Genomic DNA, 15,245 nt, shown 5'->3' on the forward strand with positions numbered 1-15,245 from the left:
TTATAACCTTCTGTTGCTAATATTGCTATTTTGTAGACTGAAAGCAGCTTATTTCGAGTTCGTGTGTCTGCTATAAAAGTCCAATATTTTATCATTAAATCGAATACCCAATATACCGATAATTGCCGTAATGATAAAAATTGTTATTGTTATAGCCCAATCCCCCTGCAGCATTGAGGAACCTATGATAGCAGAGGACACCACGGACGGAATACGAGCAAAAGTAGATATCAGTAAAAATCTGCTTAGCTTCAAATTACTGACCCCTGCTATATATGTCAGCATATCCTTTGGCGTACCCGGAACAAGGAATAGAATAAAGCTAACTGTTTCAACTCTTTTTTTGTCTTTCAAAAAAGCAAAATTCTCGATTTTATCCTTTCCAAATACCTTGTATAGGAGAGGTGTTCCAAATTTCCTAGAAATCAAAAAAACTAAAGTGGAAGCTGCTACGCAACCCAACATGCATACTAGCAGGCCGCCCCAAGTACCGTATAAGATTCCGGCAATAATCTCAATAGGCTCACCCGGAATAAACGCGATGACAATTTGTAAAAACTGAATACTGAATACAATCAACCATCCGCCGACACCCAAAGAGTTAATCCATTCTTTGATTTTTTCTTGATAGTCCGGCTTGTACAGCTTTTCAAAATACGGCATAAATAACAGAGTAATTGCTATCACTAATACGATACCTAAAACGGATAAGATAATAGCCTTTTTTTGTGTTTTGCTAAGTTTGCCTGGTTTCTCGTTCATCGCGTTACCTCAATATTGCCGGATGCTGTGGAAAGGTCTATGGTTATTCCTGCTTCGTCACCAATAGCGCCATTTGCTGTTGTTTCCGTGCTGGCTAGAAATTCAGGAAAAGTCGTTCTGATATTGCCACTATGCGTATTAGCATCAAATATAAAATTACTGTCTTTCGGCATTGTAAGATAAATCCCGCCGCTTTGGGAATATGCTGTTATATCCCCACCAATATCTATATATTCAATTTCAATATCTCCGGAATTAGACTCGTAATTTCCTTCTCCGCTTGCGTCTGCAACTGAAATCCTGCCGCTGTTGCTTTTAGTGGTTATATTTCCATGGATTGAATTACATAAAATTTTGCCGCTGTTTGTGATGAAATCAATCGTATTTGCGGATACTTTTTCAAATTTAAGGTTACCGCTTGTACTTTTAATTTGGAGTGCATCGAACGAATATGCTACATCCATACTGATTTTACCACTGGTTGTTTCAACGGATAAACTTCCAGAATATGTTTTCGGGAGATATATTTCGACGGAAGCATCAAAAGTGGTAACAAGCGGACGCTTGCCTACTTTTATATTGACGCTGTTTCCTGTAACAGATACTTTTGCCTCATACAAGGATTTCCATTCGCTCAAGTATTCCTTTATTACTAAAACATCTTCATCACTTTCTAAGAATGTGATATCCTCGGAATTATAAACGATAGTGATATTATCAATCTTTGACAAGTCGATATTCTTCGTATTTTCCTTATGACACCCTGCAAACAACACAATAGCCAATGTGCAAATTATGAACACTATCATTATTCGTTTTGTTGTATTTCTCATAAAAGTATCCCCCGCAAATATTTTTAATAAAGAATTGCCGCTACAAGTATGCCAATGATTGAACCTACAATGACTTGAAGTGGAGTATGCCCAATCATCTCCTTAAATTTTTCATCGGGACTTTTCTTATCAGTCCACATATATTGTAGCTTATTCAAGAGCTTAGCATGTTCCCCAGCCGCCCTGCGAACACCGCACGCATCATACATAACAATACAGGCGATAATAACAGAGAAGGCAAATTCATAAGAGTCGATACCATATTTAAGACCCGCAGTAACGGCGAGTGCGCTCACCGCTGCCGAGTGTGAACTTGGCATCCCGCCCGAGCCTACAAGCCTTCCTGCGTTAAATTTTCTATAGGTTGCCAGATACAGAATGGACTTAATAAGTTGTGCCGCCGCCCATCCCCAAAATGTGTTTATTAGTACATGATTGCTAAATATCGTTTGCCAGAAAATCATACAGCCTCCTTCTACTGCACAAGTTCAAGTAAAGAGCAAGTAAACTCATGCCGTAGCCCCGTATTGCTTCATATCCCCTTGGTAGACAGGAATTGCCTGGCACTTTATTAGCTCTTGTAATAACACTTGTGGCCGCACCAAATTCAAAGGCGTTGTGAAATTCATAATACCGGCTTTTTGTAACACATAAGCGACAAATTCCGAACATATAAAACTGTTACTGCTCTGTACCTCTATATTGAAAAGATTACTAATCAGCTTCGTTATACTATAATGGTATTTATTTGGGTTCCGGGCAAAACAGCTTACAATTTTCGCCGCTTTATTGTACTGTACCTCAGTTACATTCATTTCCAAAACTATACCGGGTAGAGTTTTTAGTCGTCCGTAGTATCCAGCCGAATATGTTTCTTTCCGAAAACCGGCTATTATTGGTATCCAGTTAGACCGACGTCCAAATCCATGTAATGAATACAGGTTTTTGTCCAATGAAATCGCAGCATGTGTTACTTCATCTCTTTTTATAAGAGAAACTAATCTACCAATAGGAGATTTTGTCTTAATAAGTGATATATATATTTTCGCCACTTGCGTTCCCTCACTTCTCGCGTTTTTTTACAGCTATATCATAACAAGTAAAAATGAGAAACAAGGGGGAGCTTTTCTGAAAATTTGCTATAAATTCATTGAAGAATAACTCTGTTTCCATATGTTTCCGCAAAACGGCAAGCAATGTGACTGTGGCCACAGTCACGCAATGCTGCTTGTTGGGGAGCCTCCCCAAACCCTGCCCACTTCGGGCCAAGTTGGCCCGAAGTAAACGCGTTGCGCTCTTTGTTGCGTCATGTCACTATCGCTCCATTTCCTTATTTTTCCGCGTGTCCGTCAGTCCAAGCAGATGATCAATATTGGCCTTTGCCGTAATAAGCTCCTGCATACTCTTTTTTGCCGCCCGGTACTCCCGGTATGCGGCATTTTTTTCAGCAGTCAGCCGTTGCCTCTCCGCTTTGAGCGCGTCCATCTTCGGGAGCTTCGCCCCGGAAAGAATACGCTTGAAAGTAGCCTGTGCCGCCCGGTGTAATTCAATATCGCCCTCATGCTCCGCATAGTATTTCCGGCTATATTTCGCGGCCTTGTAGCCCTCAAATACAGTACGGGTCTTTGCATAGTCAACCGTTGCCGCCATTAAATCCTCATTGGTGTTCGCCGTAACCTCAATGGTTTTTATTTTATCTGAAAGAGTATGGAAACGGTCCACGGCCTGTGCCGTTTTTTCGGCAAGCTGTGAATATTCCAGAAGATTATTTTCCTGCAAATATTGAAGTGTTGCCGCCATTTGTTTGAGATTGAACACCTTGGCCCACCGCTCATAAGCCGGGCCTTTTCCAGACCTCATTCTGGATTGAATATCAATAATCAGGTTGACCTTGCGCGGCTCAAAGTGTCCCCCGGATGGAGAGGCCCGGCCCTCGATAATAGCCTGTATATCTTCCAGTCCATAGCCCGTGCCAAGTGTGGAAGATCGGAGCCGGGTAAACCGTTCCTGCCCCTCCGCCCGAAAGCTGACCGTATCGCCGCGCCCCTGTTTGACTTCATAGCCGGCAGCTTCCATAGCATGAAAAAATTCTTCCATGCTGGCAGGTTTTTCAGAAAGGCAAGTATCAATTTGTGCTTTTAGCCGCTCCTGAAATGTCAGCGGCTTATTACCGTCAAGCCATTGCCCGTAATGCTTGTATTTTCCCTTGCTTTTTAGCTTTGGATGGGCAATATAGGACAGTCCATTTTCAATACATATCCGGTCAGAAAGCCGCCGGAGGGCAAAGCTGGAACCCCAAAAATTATTGAATTTTCTTGTGCAGTCAAGGGCGGTGGAATTATAGTAAATGTGATTATGAAAGTGCTTGCGGTCTACATGCGTAGCAACAAAAAAAGCATATTTGCCTTTCGTCCAACGCATAGCCGTTTCATAACCTATCCGATTGGCTTCCTCCGGCGTGACCTCTCCGGGGACAAAGGACTGCCGGATCTGATAACACAAAATATCAGCATCCTTTTTCTGTTCCCGTCCGGTGATCGCTTTGTATTTGGCTTTGGAAAGTAAAAATTCTGCGTCAGCAGTTTCCACGTCGCACTGATAGGAGGAAATCAATTCGCCCTGTTGTGTCTTGTCGGGATTCTGCCCATAATCGAAACGGTCGGCAAGAGATTGCGCAATGCTTTCTCCCTTGCTGATATGATGAATAATCAGGCGCGTGGTTGCCATGAAACCCCTCCTTTCCGGCAGTATCACTTCGGGCCAAGTTGTCCCGAAGTCCACGGTTGAGATGTGGAAAGCGGGCCGCTTGGCCCGCTTTCCTTACATAGTGTTGTTTTGGTTTTTATCCAATCACATAATCTTTCAGGAAACAATTCAGGTCGGCCAGCCTGTCGATGAACCACTCGATTACAGCCTGGAGGCCAAGAGGAGAAATCAGGAAGCCTAATAGGAGCATAGCCACGCCATTAAGGGTTGGGCCTCCTGTGACAAATATTAAAACTCCCAGGGCGGCAAGAATAACGGCGGCAACCGTACAAATCCATTCAGAAACACAGAAGATAAAATACAGAAACGCGACAGTGATGCTTAATGCGATAATAAACGGTATCGCAATGATTTTAAAAATAATCTTCATAATCATGACCCCTTTCTTGTTTGGTTCTACCTATATTTTATCATCCGAGAAAGGGGTCAACAATGTTGTCGCGTCTTTGCGAATCTCGTCCCGGCACTTCGGGTCAAGTTGGCCCGAAGTATATAATATTACTTGTGTTACTTGGAAAAATATTGTATAATTTAATAACAATTTGTTGTTCTATAGGAGATAAATCATTAGTTGTTGTCGAGAGGTGTACTGTAATGAACGAGCAGTTAATAACATTATCAAAAGTTTTTTCTGAAAGAATTTTCAGAATTCCTGATTACCAACGTGGATATGCTTGGACTGAAAAAGAGGTAATGGAATTTTGGAGCGACCTATTACGGCTTTCTGATAACAAAAACCACTATGTTGGCGTTCTTACATTAGAACCTGTTCAAGAGAGCACGTATAGTCAATGGGTCGATGATTTATGGCTTATAAGATCCAAAAAATTTTCTCCTTATTACATTGTTGATGGGCAACAAAGACTAACCACCTCTATACTTCTAATAAAAGCAATTATTAATTTGATGAATCAAAAGAATATAGATAAATTAAATTATACAAGTTCAGTTGATATTTCAAAAAGATTTATTGCAGAATCAAAAGATGAAAATAAGTCAAATTCCTATTTATTTGGATATGAAATTGCTAATCCGAGTTATAGTTACCTAGTTGATTATGTGTATTCTGGGAAAACCGTGGATAAACTGGGAAACAAAGAAACCACATATACCTTGAATTTAAAAAATGCACTTGCGTTTTTTGAAAAAGAATTGAAAAAGTTAAACCAAAATCAGCTAGAGCAAGTATACACAAAAATAACTCAACACTTTTTATTTAATACCTACGAAATTTCCTCTGATATAGATGTTTTTGTTACCTTTGAAACAATGAATAATAGAGGAAAACCTTTATCCTACTTAGAGTTACTCAAAAATCGTTTGATTTACTTATCAACCCTCTTTACCGTTTCAGATGATATTAAAACAAGATTAAGACGTGATATAAACGATTGCTGGAAAGATATATACCATGTTCTAGGACAAGGCAAGACAAATTATTTGCCAGATGATGAATTTCTTGATGCACATTTTCATATTTATTTTTGCCATGAATTAAGCGAAATCAGCAAAAAATATAGAAGGCAACCTTATTTTTATCAAGCAAATATGTTGTTGTATGACTATTTGCTTGATGAATATTTTGTAACGGAAAAAGTTTTTGCCAGTACGTTAAAGACTAATGACATTATTGATTATATTGATAGTTTAAAAGAATCTATAAAAACGTGGTTTTATTTTAATAATCCAAGCGAAGCTGGGTATTCGGAAGATATAGTGGAGTATATAAGGAAGATCAATTACTTGTTCCGACCACAGCGTATAAGAGATAGAAGGTATGTCGGACGAGAGCGGACGAACCCCTATAAAGTATTGATTTTGGTTTGCTTGCAAAATGCAAAAGACGAAAAGACTCTACTCAAATTTTTAAGAATTTTAGAAAGATATATCTTTTTAAAAGAACTGATACCTTTTGAGTGTTATGATGGAGACTTTTCTCTTTTTAATCTTGATATTACCGATATGCTTATTAAACTAGATAAAGGGGATTTAACTGTAGTCGGAATCAGTGAGAAAATTGACAAAATTACTACAGATATAGTTGAAAATGACACCACAACTAAAAACTTAATTGCTTTCTATAAACGTAATGGTTTTTATAACCAAAATTTCCTTCGATATTTTTTATGTGAATATGAAGTATCGTTAATGAAATCTAGCAAAGCTGACATTGAAAAACTAAATAGAGATGTATATTTCAATAAAGGCTATAATTCAATTGAACATATTTACCCTCAAAGAGCAAGGCAGGATTATTGGTTAGAACTATTTAAATCATATACTCAAAAACAAAGATCTTCATTAAGGAATTCATTAGGGAACTTTGTAGCAGTTTCTGAAGCTAAAAATGGTCGTTTAGGCAATAAGCCATTCCCAGAGAAGAAAAATGGTAATCATAGTTTTGTAGGTTATAAGTATGGCACATATGCTGAAATAGAATTGACAGAATGTGATGATTGGGGAGCTGATGAAATTAAGAAAAGAGGACTTAAGTTGATTAATTTTCTAAATGATAGATGGAAATATAAAATTGGAAATTCTACATCGGATAAGTTGGATTTTCTTGGCTTGAGCTTTTTAAAATCAAAGTCCAAAAAAGTGTGATTCCAGAGATGATAGAAAATCTTTGATGATTTGCAGCTAGCATTAAATAGGCTTTATAATGGAACGGGGGACGTTACCCCCGTTCCATATTCATTATTTATAGCTCCACCACCGCCGTAAGCTGTTTAAGAACGTCAGACACCCGGCCCCACAACTGTGCATAGTCTTTTTGCAGGGCTGTAATCTCGGATGGGTAAACGCCGTAAGTATTGGCATGAATGGCAACCTGATTCAGATTATTCGCGCACCTGCGTTGCAGGGAAACAAGCTCCCGGACAGGGGAAAGGTCAACATTTAGAATATAACCGTTCATAGCCATTTTTCGGATATAGGCTCCGGCATTGGTAATCCCGGCCTCGTCCATACGCTGATGAATCGTATTGAGTTCATCCTCCGATACCATGACATGCAAATGAATCCCGCGCTTGCGTTTGTGGGCGCTCACCGTTCCAGTTCCCGGCTCCGCTTGCGCCGGGGCGGTTCCTTTACCTTGTCCAGCGGTTTTTCCTCCGGGACGGGAACCTGCAAGGTTGTATTGTTTGGGATGCCATCAATCATATTGCAGTTCTGTTCGGTGGAAAGCTCCGCATTGTTCAAATAGTTGTCTTTTTTCATAAATAAAAATACCTCCTTCTACGACTTCGGGCCAAGTTGGCCCGAAGTTTTGTTATCTGTCCTTTTCGGTATTCTTGGAAGGAGAGGGATGGGCGGCGTTGTCCCTTGCGGCCTGTTTTGCTCCTTCTGCCAGCAGAGCGGCAATGGATTTGTTTTCTCCCTGTTCCCGCAGAGTGGCATTTCTGTCGGGATTACCGGAAGCCGCCCGAAGCTCGTAATCATTCATCTGTTTTTCCGTCAGGGGTGCATCATACACAAGATAGCCCCATGCCAGAAATCGGCCCTGTTCCACACTTTCCCGCTTATCAAAATTTACAAGATATAACGGCCCGTTCTCCGTTTTGGGAAACGTGCCAATATCCACCGGCCTTTGTGTGGAATAATATTTGTAAGCCGATTTTTCAGATACGCCATAATCATACTGGTACTCCAAAACACGGTTCTCATAATCCCTTACGGCAGCGGCCTTATTGGTGGTATAGTGCCCCCAATAATAATCGCGCTTTCCGTTTTCCTCGGTAAACTGCCATGTGACAAAGGGCTGCGGGGCGTTAGGGTTTTCCGCAAGGGCAAAGCCACGGTCATTGTCAAAGAGGACTGACCGCTTAATTTCATAGCCATGCACCATTTCCTTACTTGGGTTATCGCTCATTTTTTTACCTCCATTTCATAGGGAAATGTTACGAAGTTACCCCCGGAATGAGGGGAGTAAGACATTTATGCCTCTCCCCCTAAAACCGGGGCCGGAAAGCCGCTGAAACCGGCACTTTTTCAGGCAAGCATCGTAACGTTATACCCCTTTGTTTTGCCGTTTTTTTCGCATCCGTTCCCGGCTCCTGCGGCGGTTGCCCTCCTGCTGGCAAGCCTCCGAACAATACGCCTGACTTGTGACCGGAATAAAAACCGCGCCGCAGACCGGGCAAATCCTCCGGGAAAGTAAGGCGTTTATTCCCGTCAGCTTTGCTTCCAGTACGGAATCCAGAGGCAGGACGGCATTTTGAAAATACTTGCAGTATGCGCCCGTCCACCATTTGTTCAGCATGTAGCAGGGGCAATTAAGCGGCAGACAGCCATATTCCGGGTCATAATTGGCGCACATGCCAACCACCAGCCTGCGGATTGCTTCACGTTCACTCCGGGTCAGTTCGCGGGCTTCCGCGGGGTCTTTTGCCATAGGCTTCACTTCGGGTCAATTTGGCCCGAAGTTACCGCCTCCTTTTCCCGCGAGAATATGACATTCCGATAGCAAACGCCGACACAGGGAGCGCCGTTCCAATATCCACAGTTCCGGCAGGGAGAGCCTTTCGGCGGTTTACTCACCGTACCCCGGCGCGGGGGCCGGGGTTTTTCCTTCATCATTTTTTCGTAGGGGCTGTTTGTAAAGTTCATGCTTCACCGTCCCCGTCCTGATCTTCCTCCGCCGACGAAAGCTCGTCGGCCTGTTCCATGTCCTCCGTATCATACAGATCAGCTTCTTCACTGTAATCAAAATCATCCTCATGGTCAGACTGCTCGTGCTTCGGGCGGTAGATCTTGAAGTAATATCCGGCCCCGCCTCCGATCACGACAACCGCCAGCACCAGCAGGAGCATCCCCGTATTACTTTGGGATTGCGGCTTTGTATCGGTTTCCGGGGTGGCTGCGGTATCAGGCGTATCTTCCGGCTCCGGGGTGGATGCAACGGTTTCGTTTTCTTTGGTATCGCCGGACTTTTCGGCAAGAGCCAGCAGGTCTTTTTCTGTAACAGCGTTCAGGAAATACACATTATCCGTTTCCCGTTGCAGGTCAATCACAAGGTAAAACACGTTTTCATCGGGGGTGGTGATGGTATAAAACTGCTTGCCGTCCTCGTCGGTGGCGGTATTGACCACCGTGCCGGTTCCGGCAGGGGTAAAGGGATTGGGTTCACTCGTCGCCTCCGGGACAGGAACCTCCGTCACCTCCGGGGTTTCCTCCCCGCCGCTGGCATAGGCCACGGTGGTAAAGCAGAACATCAGAGCAAAAACGGCGCAGAGCGCCGCCAGCTTACGAAATTTTCTCATGCTTCGGTTTCCTCCTTTTCCGTATTGGCAGACTTCGGGCCAACTTGGCCCGAAGTGAAAGGTGCTCCGCTTGGCTCACGAAGCGCCTTTAAGATAGCCGGAAGGTCGTTCAGCGGAATATCCATACCGCGCACCGCCTCCACGATTTCCGTATTTTCAAGCTCGGTTTTCTGCTTTTCCAGTTCCCGCAGCTTAGCCTGAAATTCACTGATTTTTTCCTTGGTCTTATCAATGTCCTTATTGACACGCTCAATTTTTGCGTTCAAAATAGCACTCCTTTCTCATGCTGCGTCCGGGTTTTAACCTGATAACCTGCCGAACGCATAAAAATGTTCCGTCCAATACTTGGTATCCATCCGGGCATACTGTACGCCACCGCTGGCACAGTGGAGCATCATGTTATCGCCCACATAGATGCCGACGTGGGACACAGCCCCGGAGCTGTCATAGGTTCCGGTGAAAAAAATAATATCGCCAGGTTTTGCTTCGGAGGGTGAGATCTTTGCACACTGATTGAAAATGCCCTGCGCCGTTGTCCGGCTCATGGGATATACGCTGGATTTGTCAAGTACATAGCAGACGAAGCCCGAACAATCGAAGGAAGTGGAGGGGCTGGAGCCGCCCCAAACGTAGGGGTAGCCCAAATACTTCTCGGCCTCCTCGATCAGCGCGGCAAAATCTGGGTCTGCAAGGGCTTCCGGCGGTACGTCATAATCGGTGTATTCTCCGGGATGGGCGTAAATATTGTCCTCAAAGAGCTTGGGGCGGTTGCCTTGGGTTTTCTGATAGACGGCGTACCGCGCCTGTTGCTCCATATCCAGATTTGCGGCGGCAACCGTGCCTAATGACTTGTTTTTCAGGCTGACATTCAGAATGTAATAGTTATAGGGAACCTCTACGGTATAGGTATCGTGGTGGGTATTGCCGTTCTCGTCCGTCCATGTGTCCGTCCGGGTTTCGGTACGGTAGCGCACCTCCACGGTTCTTGTGACGGTTAGGGAATATTGCTGACGAAAAAGGGATTGCAATTCGGCCTGTACCTTATCCGGGGTGTATTCTCCAAACTTGGCGGTCAGGTAGGAGGCCAGTTCAAAGGGGTCATGCCCGATTTCATCTACGGAATAGCGGTATTCGTCATAGCCGGGATAATCGCTTTCGATGCGCGACAGCCTTTCCCGCAAATCCTTTTCCAGCCCGGTATAGCTTGCTTCCACCGCTTCAATGTCACTGTCCGACGATACATAGGACGTGCCACCGACAGCACCGATCAATCCGTTTCCGATGGTGGCAAGAGAGGCCATGCAGGATTGCAGGATGATAATCAGCAAAAACAGCACCAGCCCGATCAGCAGGAGCTTCGGGTTCTGTTTCACAAAAGCTGTAACCGTCCGGGCTACTTTCTCCGTGAACCTTACCGCCTGTTTGCCGTGCTTTGCCGCCTCCCGTGCCTGTTTGACATATTGCTTTTTCAGCCTCCGTTTTTGCCAGAAGCGGGAAACGGGATTGCTCTTTAGCTCCGGGTGTTCCTGTACCATCGTGCGATATTGAAAATCCGCCTTAGCCCGGATGTCCCGACGTTCCCATTTTCGGACTTGCCGGGCCGGGTGGGTACGGACGCGGTGCTTGATAAAGCGGGTCGTGCCACGGACAGCCGTTTCCCCGGCAAGCTCGGTTCGGTGCGCGGCCTCTGTCCCCGCATTTTCATGCTCTACCTCATAGATTTTTCCATGCACATACCGCCATGCTTGAAAACGCGCCGCCCGGCCTGCGGTTTTCACCGTGCCGGGCTTCTTCGGATGCTTCTGTGCCGCTAACTTCTCACGGGCGGCGTTCAGCTTTTCCTCGCTTCTTTCCGCGCAGAACTTGGATTGGTTTAGCTTTTCCGCGTCCCGCGCCGCCTTTTTTCCAGACGAACCAGAGGCTTTTTCCTCTAAACCGGAGCCGTCCCTATGGGGCGGTGTATCATCGCTTCGCAGGCGGTCAGAGGGTCGGGCCTGTTCGCTATGCTGACGGTACTTGCTGTTTGAGGACTTCGGACCAACATGGCCCGAAGTGTTGGGTACATCATGAACATCGGAAGCATCCGGGTTTACAGCCTTTTTTTCCTCCCGCAAAACAGACGGCTCCTGTTGGGAGTGGATTTTATGCGGCTGTTTTTTCTTCTTGGGCCGGGAGGTGGACTTCGGGCCAAGTTGGCCCGAAGTGCCGGGATTATCCGCAAACCGCAAACGGCTGGATGGGCCATGCTCCGGCTTGCGGCTCCCGTCACGCATGGGAAGCCTCCTTGGCTATGTCCTCCGGGCGGGTGGTGAGCAGATTGTAAATTTCACCACGGGGGAAGCGGTCTACGAAGGGGATGGTGGTATTCCCGAAAAATAAAAGCCCTTCCCCGGAATTGCTGTGGGCGATATAGGATAGCTGATGCTCGGAGATACCAAGCTGTTTGGCGAGTATCGCCCGGTCGCCCTGCGCCTGTGACAGCAGGATCATAAAGTCGCTGTTTTCCAGAATATTTTCGATCTCACGGCTGGCTAACAGGTCTTTCACATTCTGTGTAAGTGCGCTCGGCACACAGCCCTTTTTGCGCAGCATCTTCCAGACACGGACGAAATAGCCCGCGCTCAATGCGTCTTGCAGGAGAATATGAAATTCATCGAAAAAGCACCAGGTCGCAAGTCCCGCGGCAAAGTTGGTATTGACTGCCTGTGTCACAAGCTCGTTGGTGATGTGCATAGCGATTTTACGCAGGTTTTCGCCCATGCCCTTTAGCACGATACATACCACGCGCTTATCAAGGCTTACATTGGTATGATGGTTAAAGAGGTTTAGGGAGCCGGTGCAGTAAAGCTCCAGCGCGGTTGCAATCCGTTTCGCCTCCGGCTCCGGCTGTTTGCAAAGGGTTTCGTACAGGTCTTGCAAAAGCGGTATTTTCCCGTCCCCGATCCCAAGGGCGAGTTCCCGGTACACCAGCCGCACACAGCGGTCAATGACCGTTTTTTCAATGGGTTGCAGGCCGTCCTTGCCGCCTAAAATCAGTTCACACAGGGACAATAGAAAATCCGCTTTCATGGAAAGTGGGCTGTCCTCGTCTGCCATGCTCATTTGAATATCCATCGGATTGATGTAATTCCCAAGGGGGCTGTCAGGGGAAATGTCGATCACCTGTCCCCCAAGCCGTTTCACCAGCGGGGCATATTCGCCCATCGGGTCTACAATGATAATCCGGTCTTTGGTGGTAAGAAATACGTTAATCAGCTCCCGTTTGGCGGCAAAGCTCTTACCGGAGCCGGTGGAGCCAAGATACAGGCCGTTGGCGGATTTCAGTTTTTTGCGGTCTGCCATGATAACATTGTGGGAAAGGGCGTTCATGCCGTAATACAGTGCTTGCCCTCCCATGCGAAGCTCCTGCGTCATAAAGGGAACAAAAATCGCCGTGGAGCTTGTGGTCATGCCGCGCTGTATCTCAATGGCGTTATCGCCAAGAATCAGGCTCGACAGATATCCTTGCTCCTGCTGAAAATCCAGCCGTTTGAGAAAGCAGTTGTATTTCTGCGTAATACCCGATATGGTAAAAATATCATTTTCAAGCTGTTGCTTTGTGGGAGCGGTATTCACCACAAGGAACGTAAGCAGAAACATCCGCTCGTTGCGGCTCTGCAAATCTGCCAAAAGCGCCGCCGCGTCCTTGCCGTAGGTGAGCAGGTCAGGTGGCAGAATGTCAATGTCATAACCGGAACGCGCCGCCTTTTTCTGTTCGTCCACCTTCATGCGCTCAATGTCCGTCAGCTTTGCCTTGACCGTTTTCACCGCTTTTGTCTGGTCAACGGTCTGGACATGCAGGGTGATGGTCATTTCCGCGTCTACCTCCAATAGCTCCGCTAACAGCTTGTCGGAAAGCTCGGAGGCCATGATCTGCATGTAGGAAGCCGCGCCCCATGTGGTTCCCACACGAAAGGCGCGGCTTTGCCGGAAGTCAAAGGAAGTAGGAGCGATAAAATCCTTTGTCCCCATGCCCGTTTTCGGGATCATATCCCATGAGAAGAAAAACGGCTCCCGGCCTCCGGGGTGTAGCTGGCTGTGCAGCACCTCCAAGCGTTCCCGTCCATTGAGGGAAGCCGACTGTACGCCAAGCCTTTTATAGTTTCCCGTCACATCGGCCTCCACACGCTCCAAACGGGGTCTTGCCGTTGCGATGCTGTCCGCGTGGATACCGAAGGTGATGTATTTGGAGCGCATAATGCCGTTGTTGCTCTTGGCAATCTGATTGGTCAGCATGTCGGTAAATTCGCCTCGGATACTGTTAAAATCATCATCCTGTGGGGGGATGTTCACGTTATAGCGGTTTTCCGGGCAGGAACGGTGGTTGATAAAGGAAAGCTGGAACGGCAGGACGCTGTCAAAATAATTGAGGAACGCGCAGTAGCCGTCAAAAATTGTAGCCTGATCATCCGTCGAAGCCACGGAATAATTGATGTCCTCGTATGCAATGGTCTTGGTGTAAAAGCTCTCCCGCACCTTGCAGATACCGTCCCGGAACATTTCTTTGTAGGGAATGGTCTGCTGTGCGGTCTGCGGCCCGCGCGGTTTCTTACCGCTTTTGGCGGGGACGGGCGGTTTCTTTTTTGCCTGCTTCAAGCCGCGTTACCTCCTTTCTGGAATCGCTGAAATAGCGGTAAAGGTTCTCTGTCCTGTACGGCCTCGTCCGGGGCCATAAAAAAGTAGTACGGACGATGTTGCGCACCACCTTTTCAAAGGGAAGCCCGTCGCGCTCATACATGGCAATCAGAAAGCACGGGAGCATGAGGGCAATCATCAAAAGCATTGCCCCGGTGTTGCCGATAGCGGAACGGGTAAAAAGATAGGCCGGAACACCGACTGCCGCCGCACCGCCAAAACAGATAAGCTGACGCTTGGTAAGATTGAACGCCACTTTGGTTTTTATTTTCGATAAATCGTTTGGCACATTCACATAAGCCATCTGGCTGAATACCTCCTTTCGGGACTTCGGGCCAAGTTGGCCCGAAGTTTAAAGTTCAATGCTGTTTGCAATTTCATTTCCCCAAACCCTCCAGCCCTCGGTTTCCTGTCTTGCGAAAAGCTCCGCGCGGGGCAGGTCGCCCATGAGCCGCACAATGCGTTCCCGTGCCTCGTCGGGCATTTTGCTGTGGGCTTCTATGGGAGAAATGATGAACTGATGGATGCCTTTATCCCGCCGCTTAGGATGCCCTCTTGTTGCCAGCAGGCAGATTTCCGCATTGCTGCGTGTCCAAAACCCCAAACCGTAAAACCATGTTTTGGCTCTGCGGTTTTGTTTCAGCCACACAAACGCCACGGTTTTGAACTGAAAGCCCCATGCGGAAACGACACGCAGGGCTTCCGGCAGTTGCGGGAAGGTCGCCCATAGAAAAAGCGCGCTGTCCTTTGCGGCAAGCTCTGCCACAGGAAGCGCGCATATTTCCTCACAGCTCATGGTGGGATAATGATTTTCGGCTACGCCCTGACCGCCCTTGTTGGCGTACCGCCACGGCGGATCGGCGTATATGATGTTGAATTGTTCTCTTGGAATCGTGGTGAAGCCCCCTTTCTGACTTCGGGCCAAGTTGGCCCGAAGTGGATTATGTTC

17 protein-coding genes are annotated in these 15,245 nt (G+C 46.4%); 1 reads left to right on the top strand and 16 read right to left on the bottom strand.

Annotated elements, in window-relative coordinates; all coding sequences use genetic code 11:
- Positions 1-48 precede the first annotated feature (48 nt).
- The 6 genes from OXPF_RS15850 to OXPF_RS15880 all read right to left on the bottom strand — a co-directional run bounded on the left by OXPF_RS15850 (position 49) and on the right by OXPF_RS15880 (position 4,731).
- Positions 49-762, bottom strand: a complete 714-nt coding sequence (locus OXPF_RS15850) for a TVP38/TMEM64 family protein (protein ID WP_054876210.1) — start codon at positions 760-762, stop codon at positions 49-51.
- Positions 759-1,595, bottom strand: coding sequence for a DUF4097 family beta strand repeat-containing protein (locus tag OXPF_RS15855; RefSeq protein ID WP_054876211.1), 837 nt, complete (start codon positions 1,593-1,595; stop codon positions 759-761). The genes OXPF_RS15850 and OXPF_RS15855 overlap by 4 nt, the downstream gene beginning before the upstream one ends.
- Positions 1,596-1,618: 23 nt before the next feature.
- Positions 1,619-2,059, bottom strand: a complete 441-nt coding sequence (locus OXPF_RS15860) for a divergent PAP2 family protein (protein WP_054876212.1) — start codon at positions 2,057-2,059, stop codon at positions 1,619-1,621.
- A 45-nt stretch (positions 2,060-2,104) separates the two neighbouring features.
- Entirely contained in the window at positions 2,105-2,647 is a 543-nt protein-coding gene (locus tag OXPF_RS15865; protein WP_054876213.1) for a hypothetical protein, read from the bottom strand.
- A 262-nt stretch (positions 2,648-2,909) separates the two neighbouring features.
- Positions 2,910-4,322 carry a relaxase/mobilization nuclease domain-containing protein gene (locus OXPF_RS15875; protein WP_054876215.1) on the bottom strand — a complete coding sequence of 471 codons (1,413 nt, stop codon included), beginning with the start codon at positions 4,320-4,322 and terminating at the stop codon, positions 2,910-2,912.
- 115 nt (positions 4,323-4,437) lie between these two features.
- On the bottom strand, positions 4,438-4,731 hold the full coding sequence (locus tag OXPF_RS15880) for a CD1845 family protein (RefSeq protein ID WP_054876216.1): 294 nt from the start codon (positions 4,729-4,731) through the stop codon (positions 4,438-4,440).
- 224 nt (positions 4,732-4,955) lie between these two features.
- Here OXPF_RS15880 and OXPF_RS15885 point away from each other — a divergent pair, with 224 nt between their 5' ends.
- Positions 4,956-6,965: a DUF262 domain-containing protein gene (locus OXPF_RS15885; RefSeq protein ID WP_054876217.1), complete on the top strand. Its 2,010-nt coding sequence runs from the start codon at positions 4,956-4,958 to the stop codon at positions 6,963-6,965.
- A 97-nt stretch (positions 6,966-7,062) separates the two neighbouring features.
- Here the strand turns inward: OXPF_RS15885 and OXPF_RS15890 are convergent, their stop codons facing one another.
- The 10 genes from OXPF_RS15890 to OXPF_RS15935 form a co-directional block, all read right to left on the bottom strand.
- Positions 7,063-7,410: a plasmid mobilization protein gene (locus OXPF_RS15890; RefSeq protein WP_423230584.1), complete on the bottom strand. Its 348-nt coding sequence runs from the start codon at positions 7,408-7,410 to the stop codon at positions 7,063-7,065.
- The gene (locus OXPF_RS21915) at positions 7,407-7,580 is read right to left on the bottom strand and encodes a DUF4316 domain-containing protein (RefSeq protein ID WP_083480000.1); all 174 of its coding nucleotides are present in this window, start codon (positions 7,578-7,580) and stop codon (positions 7,407-7,409) included. Before OXPF_RS21915 ends, OXPF_RS15890 begins: the two co-directional genes overlap by 4 nt.
- Before the next feature lie 52 nt (positions 7,581-7,632).
- Complete coding sequence (locus OXPF_RS15895) at positions 7,633-8,232, bottom strand: defense against restriction DarA-related protein (RefSeq protein WP_054876218.1); 600 nt, start codon at positions 8,230-8,232, stop codon at positions 7,633-7,635.
- A gap of 138 nt (positions 8,233-8,370) precedes the next feature.
- Positions 8,371-8,754 carry a cysteine-rich VLP domain-containing protein gene (locus OXPF_RS15900; RefSeq protein ID WP_054876276.1) on the bottom strand — a complete coding sequence of 128 codons (384 nt, stop codon included), beginning with the start codon at positions 8,752-8,754 and terminating at the stop codon, positions 8,371-8,373.
- Positions 8,755-8,965: 211 nt separating this feature from the next.
- Positions 8,966-9,622, bottom strand: coding sequence for a DUF4366 domain-containing protein (locus OXPF_RS15910; RefSeq protein WP_054876220.1), 657 nt, complete (start codon positions 9,620-9,622; stop codon positions 8,966-8,968).
- Complete coding sequence (locus tag OXPF_RS15915; protein ID WP_054876221.1) at positions 9,619-9,888, bottom strand: DUF4315 family protein; 270 nt, start codon at positions 9,886-9,888, stop codon at positions 9,619-9,621. The genes OXPF_RS15910 and OXPF_RS15915 overlap by 4 nt, the downstream gene beginning before the upstream one ends.
- Positions 9,889-9,921: 33 nt before the next feature.
- The gene (locus OXPF_RS15920) at positions 9,922-11,598 is read right to left on the bottom strand and encodes a C40 family peptidase (RefSeq protein WP_054876277.1); all 1,677 of its coding nucleotides are present in this window, start codon (positions 11,596-11,598) and stop codon (positions 9,922-9,924) included.
- Positions 11,599-11,887: 289 nt separating this feature from the next.
- Entirely contained in the window at positions 11,888-14,257 is a 2,370-nt protein-coding gene (locus OXPF_RS15925) for a VirB4-like conjugal transfer ATPase, CD1110 family (protein WP_054876222.1), read from the bottom strand.
- Positions 14,211-14,600 carry a PrgI family protein gene (locus tag OXPF_RS15930; protein WP_054876223.1) on the bottom strand — a complete coding sequence of 130 codons (390 nt, stop codon included), beginning with the start codon at positions 14,598-14,600 and terminating at the stop codon, positions 14,211-14,213. The genes OXPF_RS15925 and OXPF_RS15930 overlap by 47 nt, the downstream gene beginning before the upstream one ends.
- Before the next feature lie 48 nt (positions 14,601-14,648).
- Positions 14,649-15,221, bottom strand: a complete 573-nt coding sequence (locus tag OXPF_RS15935; protein WP_423230585.1) for an MT-A70 family methyltransferase — start codon at positions 15,219-15,221, stop codon at positions 14,649-14,651.
- Between the last annotated feature and the right edge of the window lie 24 nt (positions 15,222-15,245).

It is taken from the genome of Oxobacter pfennigii (genome assembly GCF_001317355.1).
Classification (GTDB): domain Bacteria; phylum Bacillota; class Clostridia; order Clostridiales; family Oxobacteraceae; genus Oxobacter; species Oxobacter pfennigii.

What these genes read in the sequence shown, in the direction of transcription:
- OXPF_RS21915 (WP_083480000.1), bottom strand. Translation starts at nt 7,580, where the DNA reads ATGAAAAAAGACAACTATTTGAACAATGCGGAGCTTTCCACCGAACAG.
- OXPF_RS15895 (WP_054876218.1), bottom strand. Translation starts at nt 8,232, where the DNA reads ATGAGCGATAACCCAAGTAAGGAAATGGTGCATGGCTATGAAATTAAG.
- OXPF_RS15900 (WP_054876276.1), bottom strand. Translation starts at nt 8,754, where the DNA reads ATGGCAAAAGACCCCGCGGAAGCCCGCGAACTGACCCGGAGTGAACGT.
- OXPF_RS15930 (WP_054876223.1), bottom strand. Translation starts at nt 14,600, where the DNA reads ATGGCTTATGTGAATGTGCCAAACGATTTATCGAAAATAAAAACCAAA.
- OXPF_RS15880 (WP_054876216.1), bottom strand. Translation starts at nt 4,731, where the DNA reads ATGAAGATTATTTTTAAAATCATTGCGATACCGTTTATTATCGCATTA.
- OXPF_RS15850 (WP_054876210.1), bottom strand. Translation starts at nt 762, where the DNA reads ATGAACGAGAAACCAGGCAAACTTAGCAAAACACAAAAAAAGGCTATT.
- OXPF_RS15885 (WP_054876217.1), top strand. Translation starts at nt 4,956, where the DNA reads ATGAACGAGCAGTTAATAACATTATCAAAAGTTTTTTCTGAAAGAATT.
- OXPF_RS15875 (WP_054876215.1), bottom strand. Translation starts at nt 4,322, where the DNA reads ATGGCAACCACGCGCCTGATTATTCATCATATCAGCAAGGGAGAAAGC.
- OXPF_RS15860 (WP_054876212.1), bottom strand. Translation starts at nt 2,059, where the DNA reads ATGATTTTCTGGCAAACGATATTTAGCAATCATGTACTAATAAACACA.
- OXPF_RS15855 (WP_054876211.1), bottom strand. Translation starts at nt 1,595, where the DNA reads ATGAGAAATACAACAAAACGAATAATGATAGTGTTCATAATTTGCACA.
- OXPF_RS15910 (WP_054876220.1), bottom strand. Translation starts at nt 9,622, where the DNA reads ATGAGAAAATTTCGTAAGCTGGCGGCGCTCTGCGCCGTTTTTGCTCTG.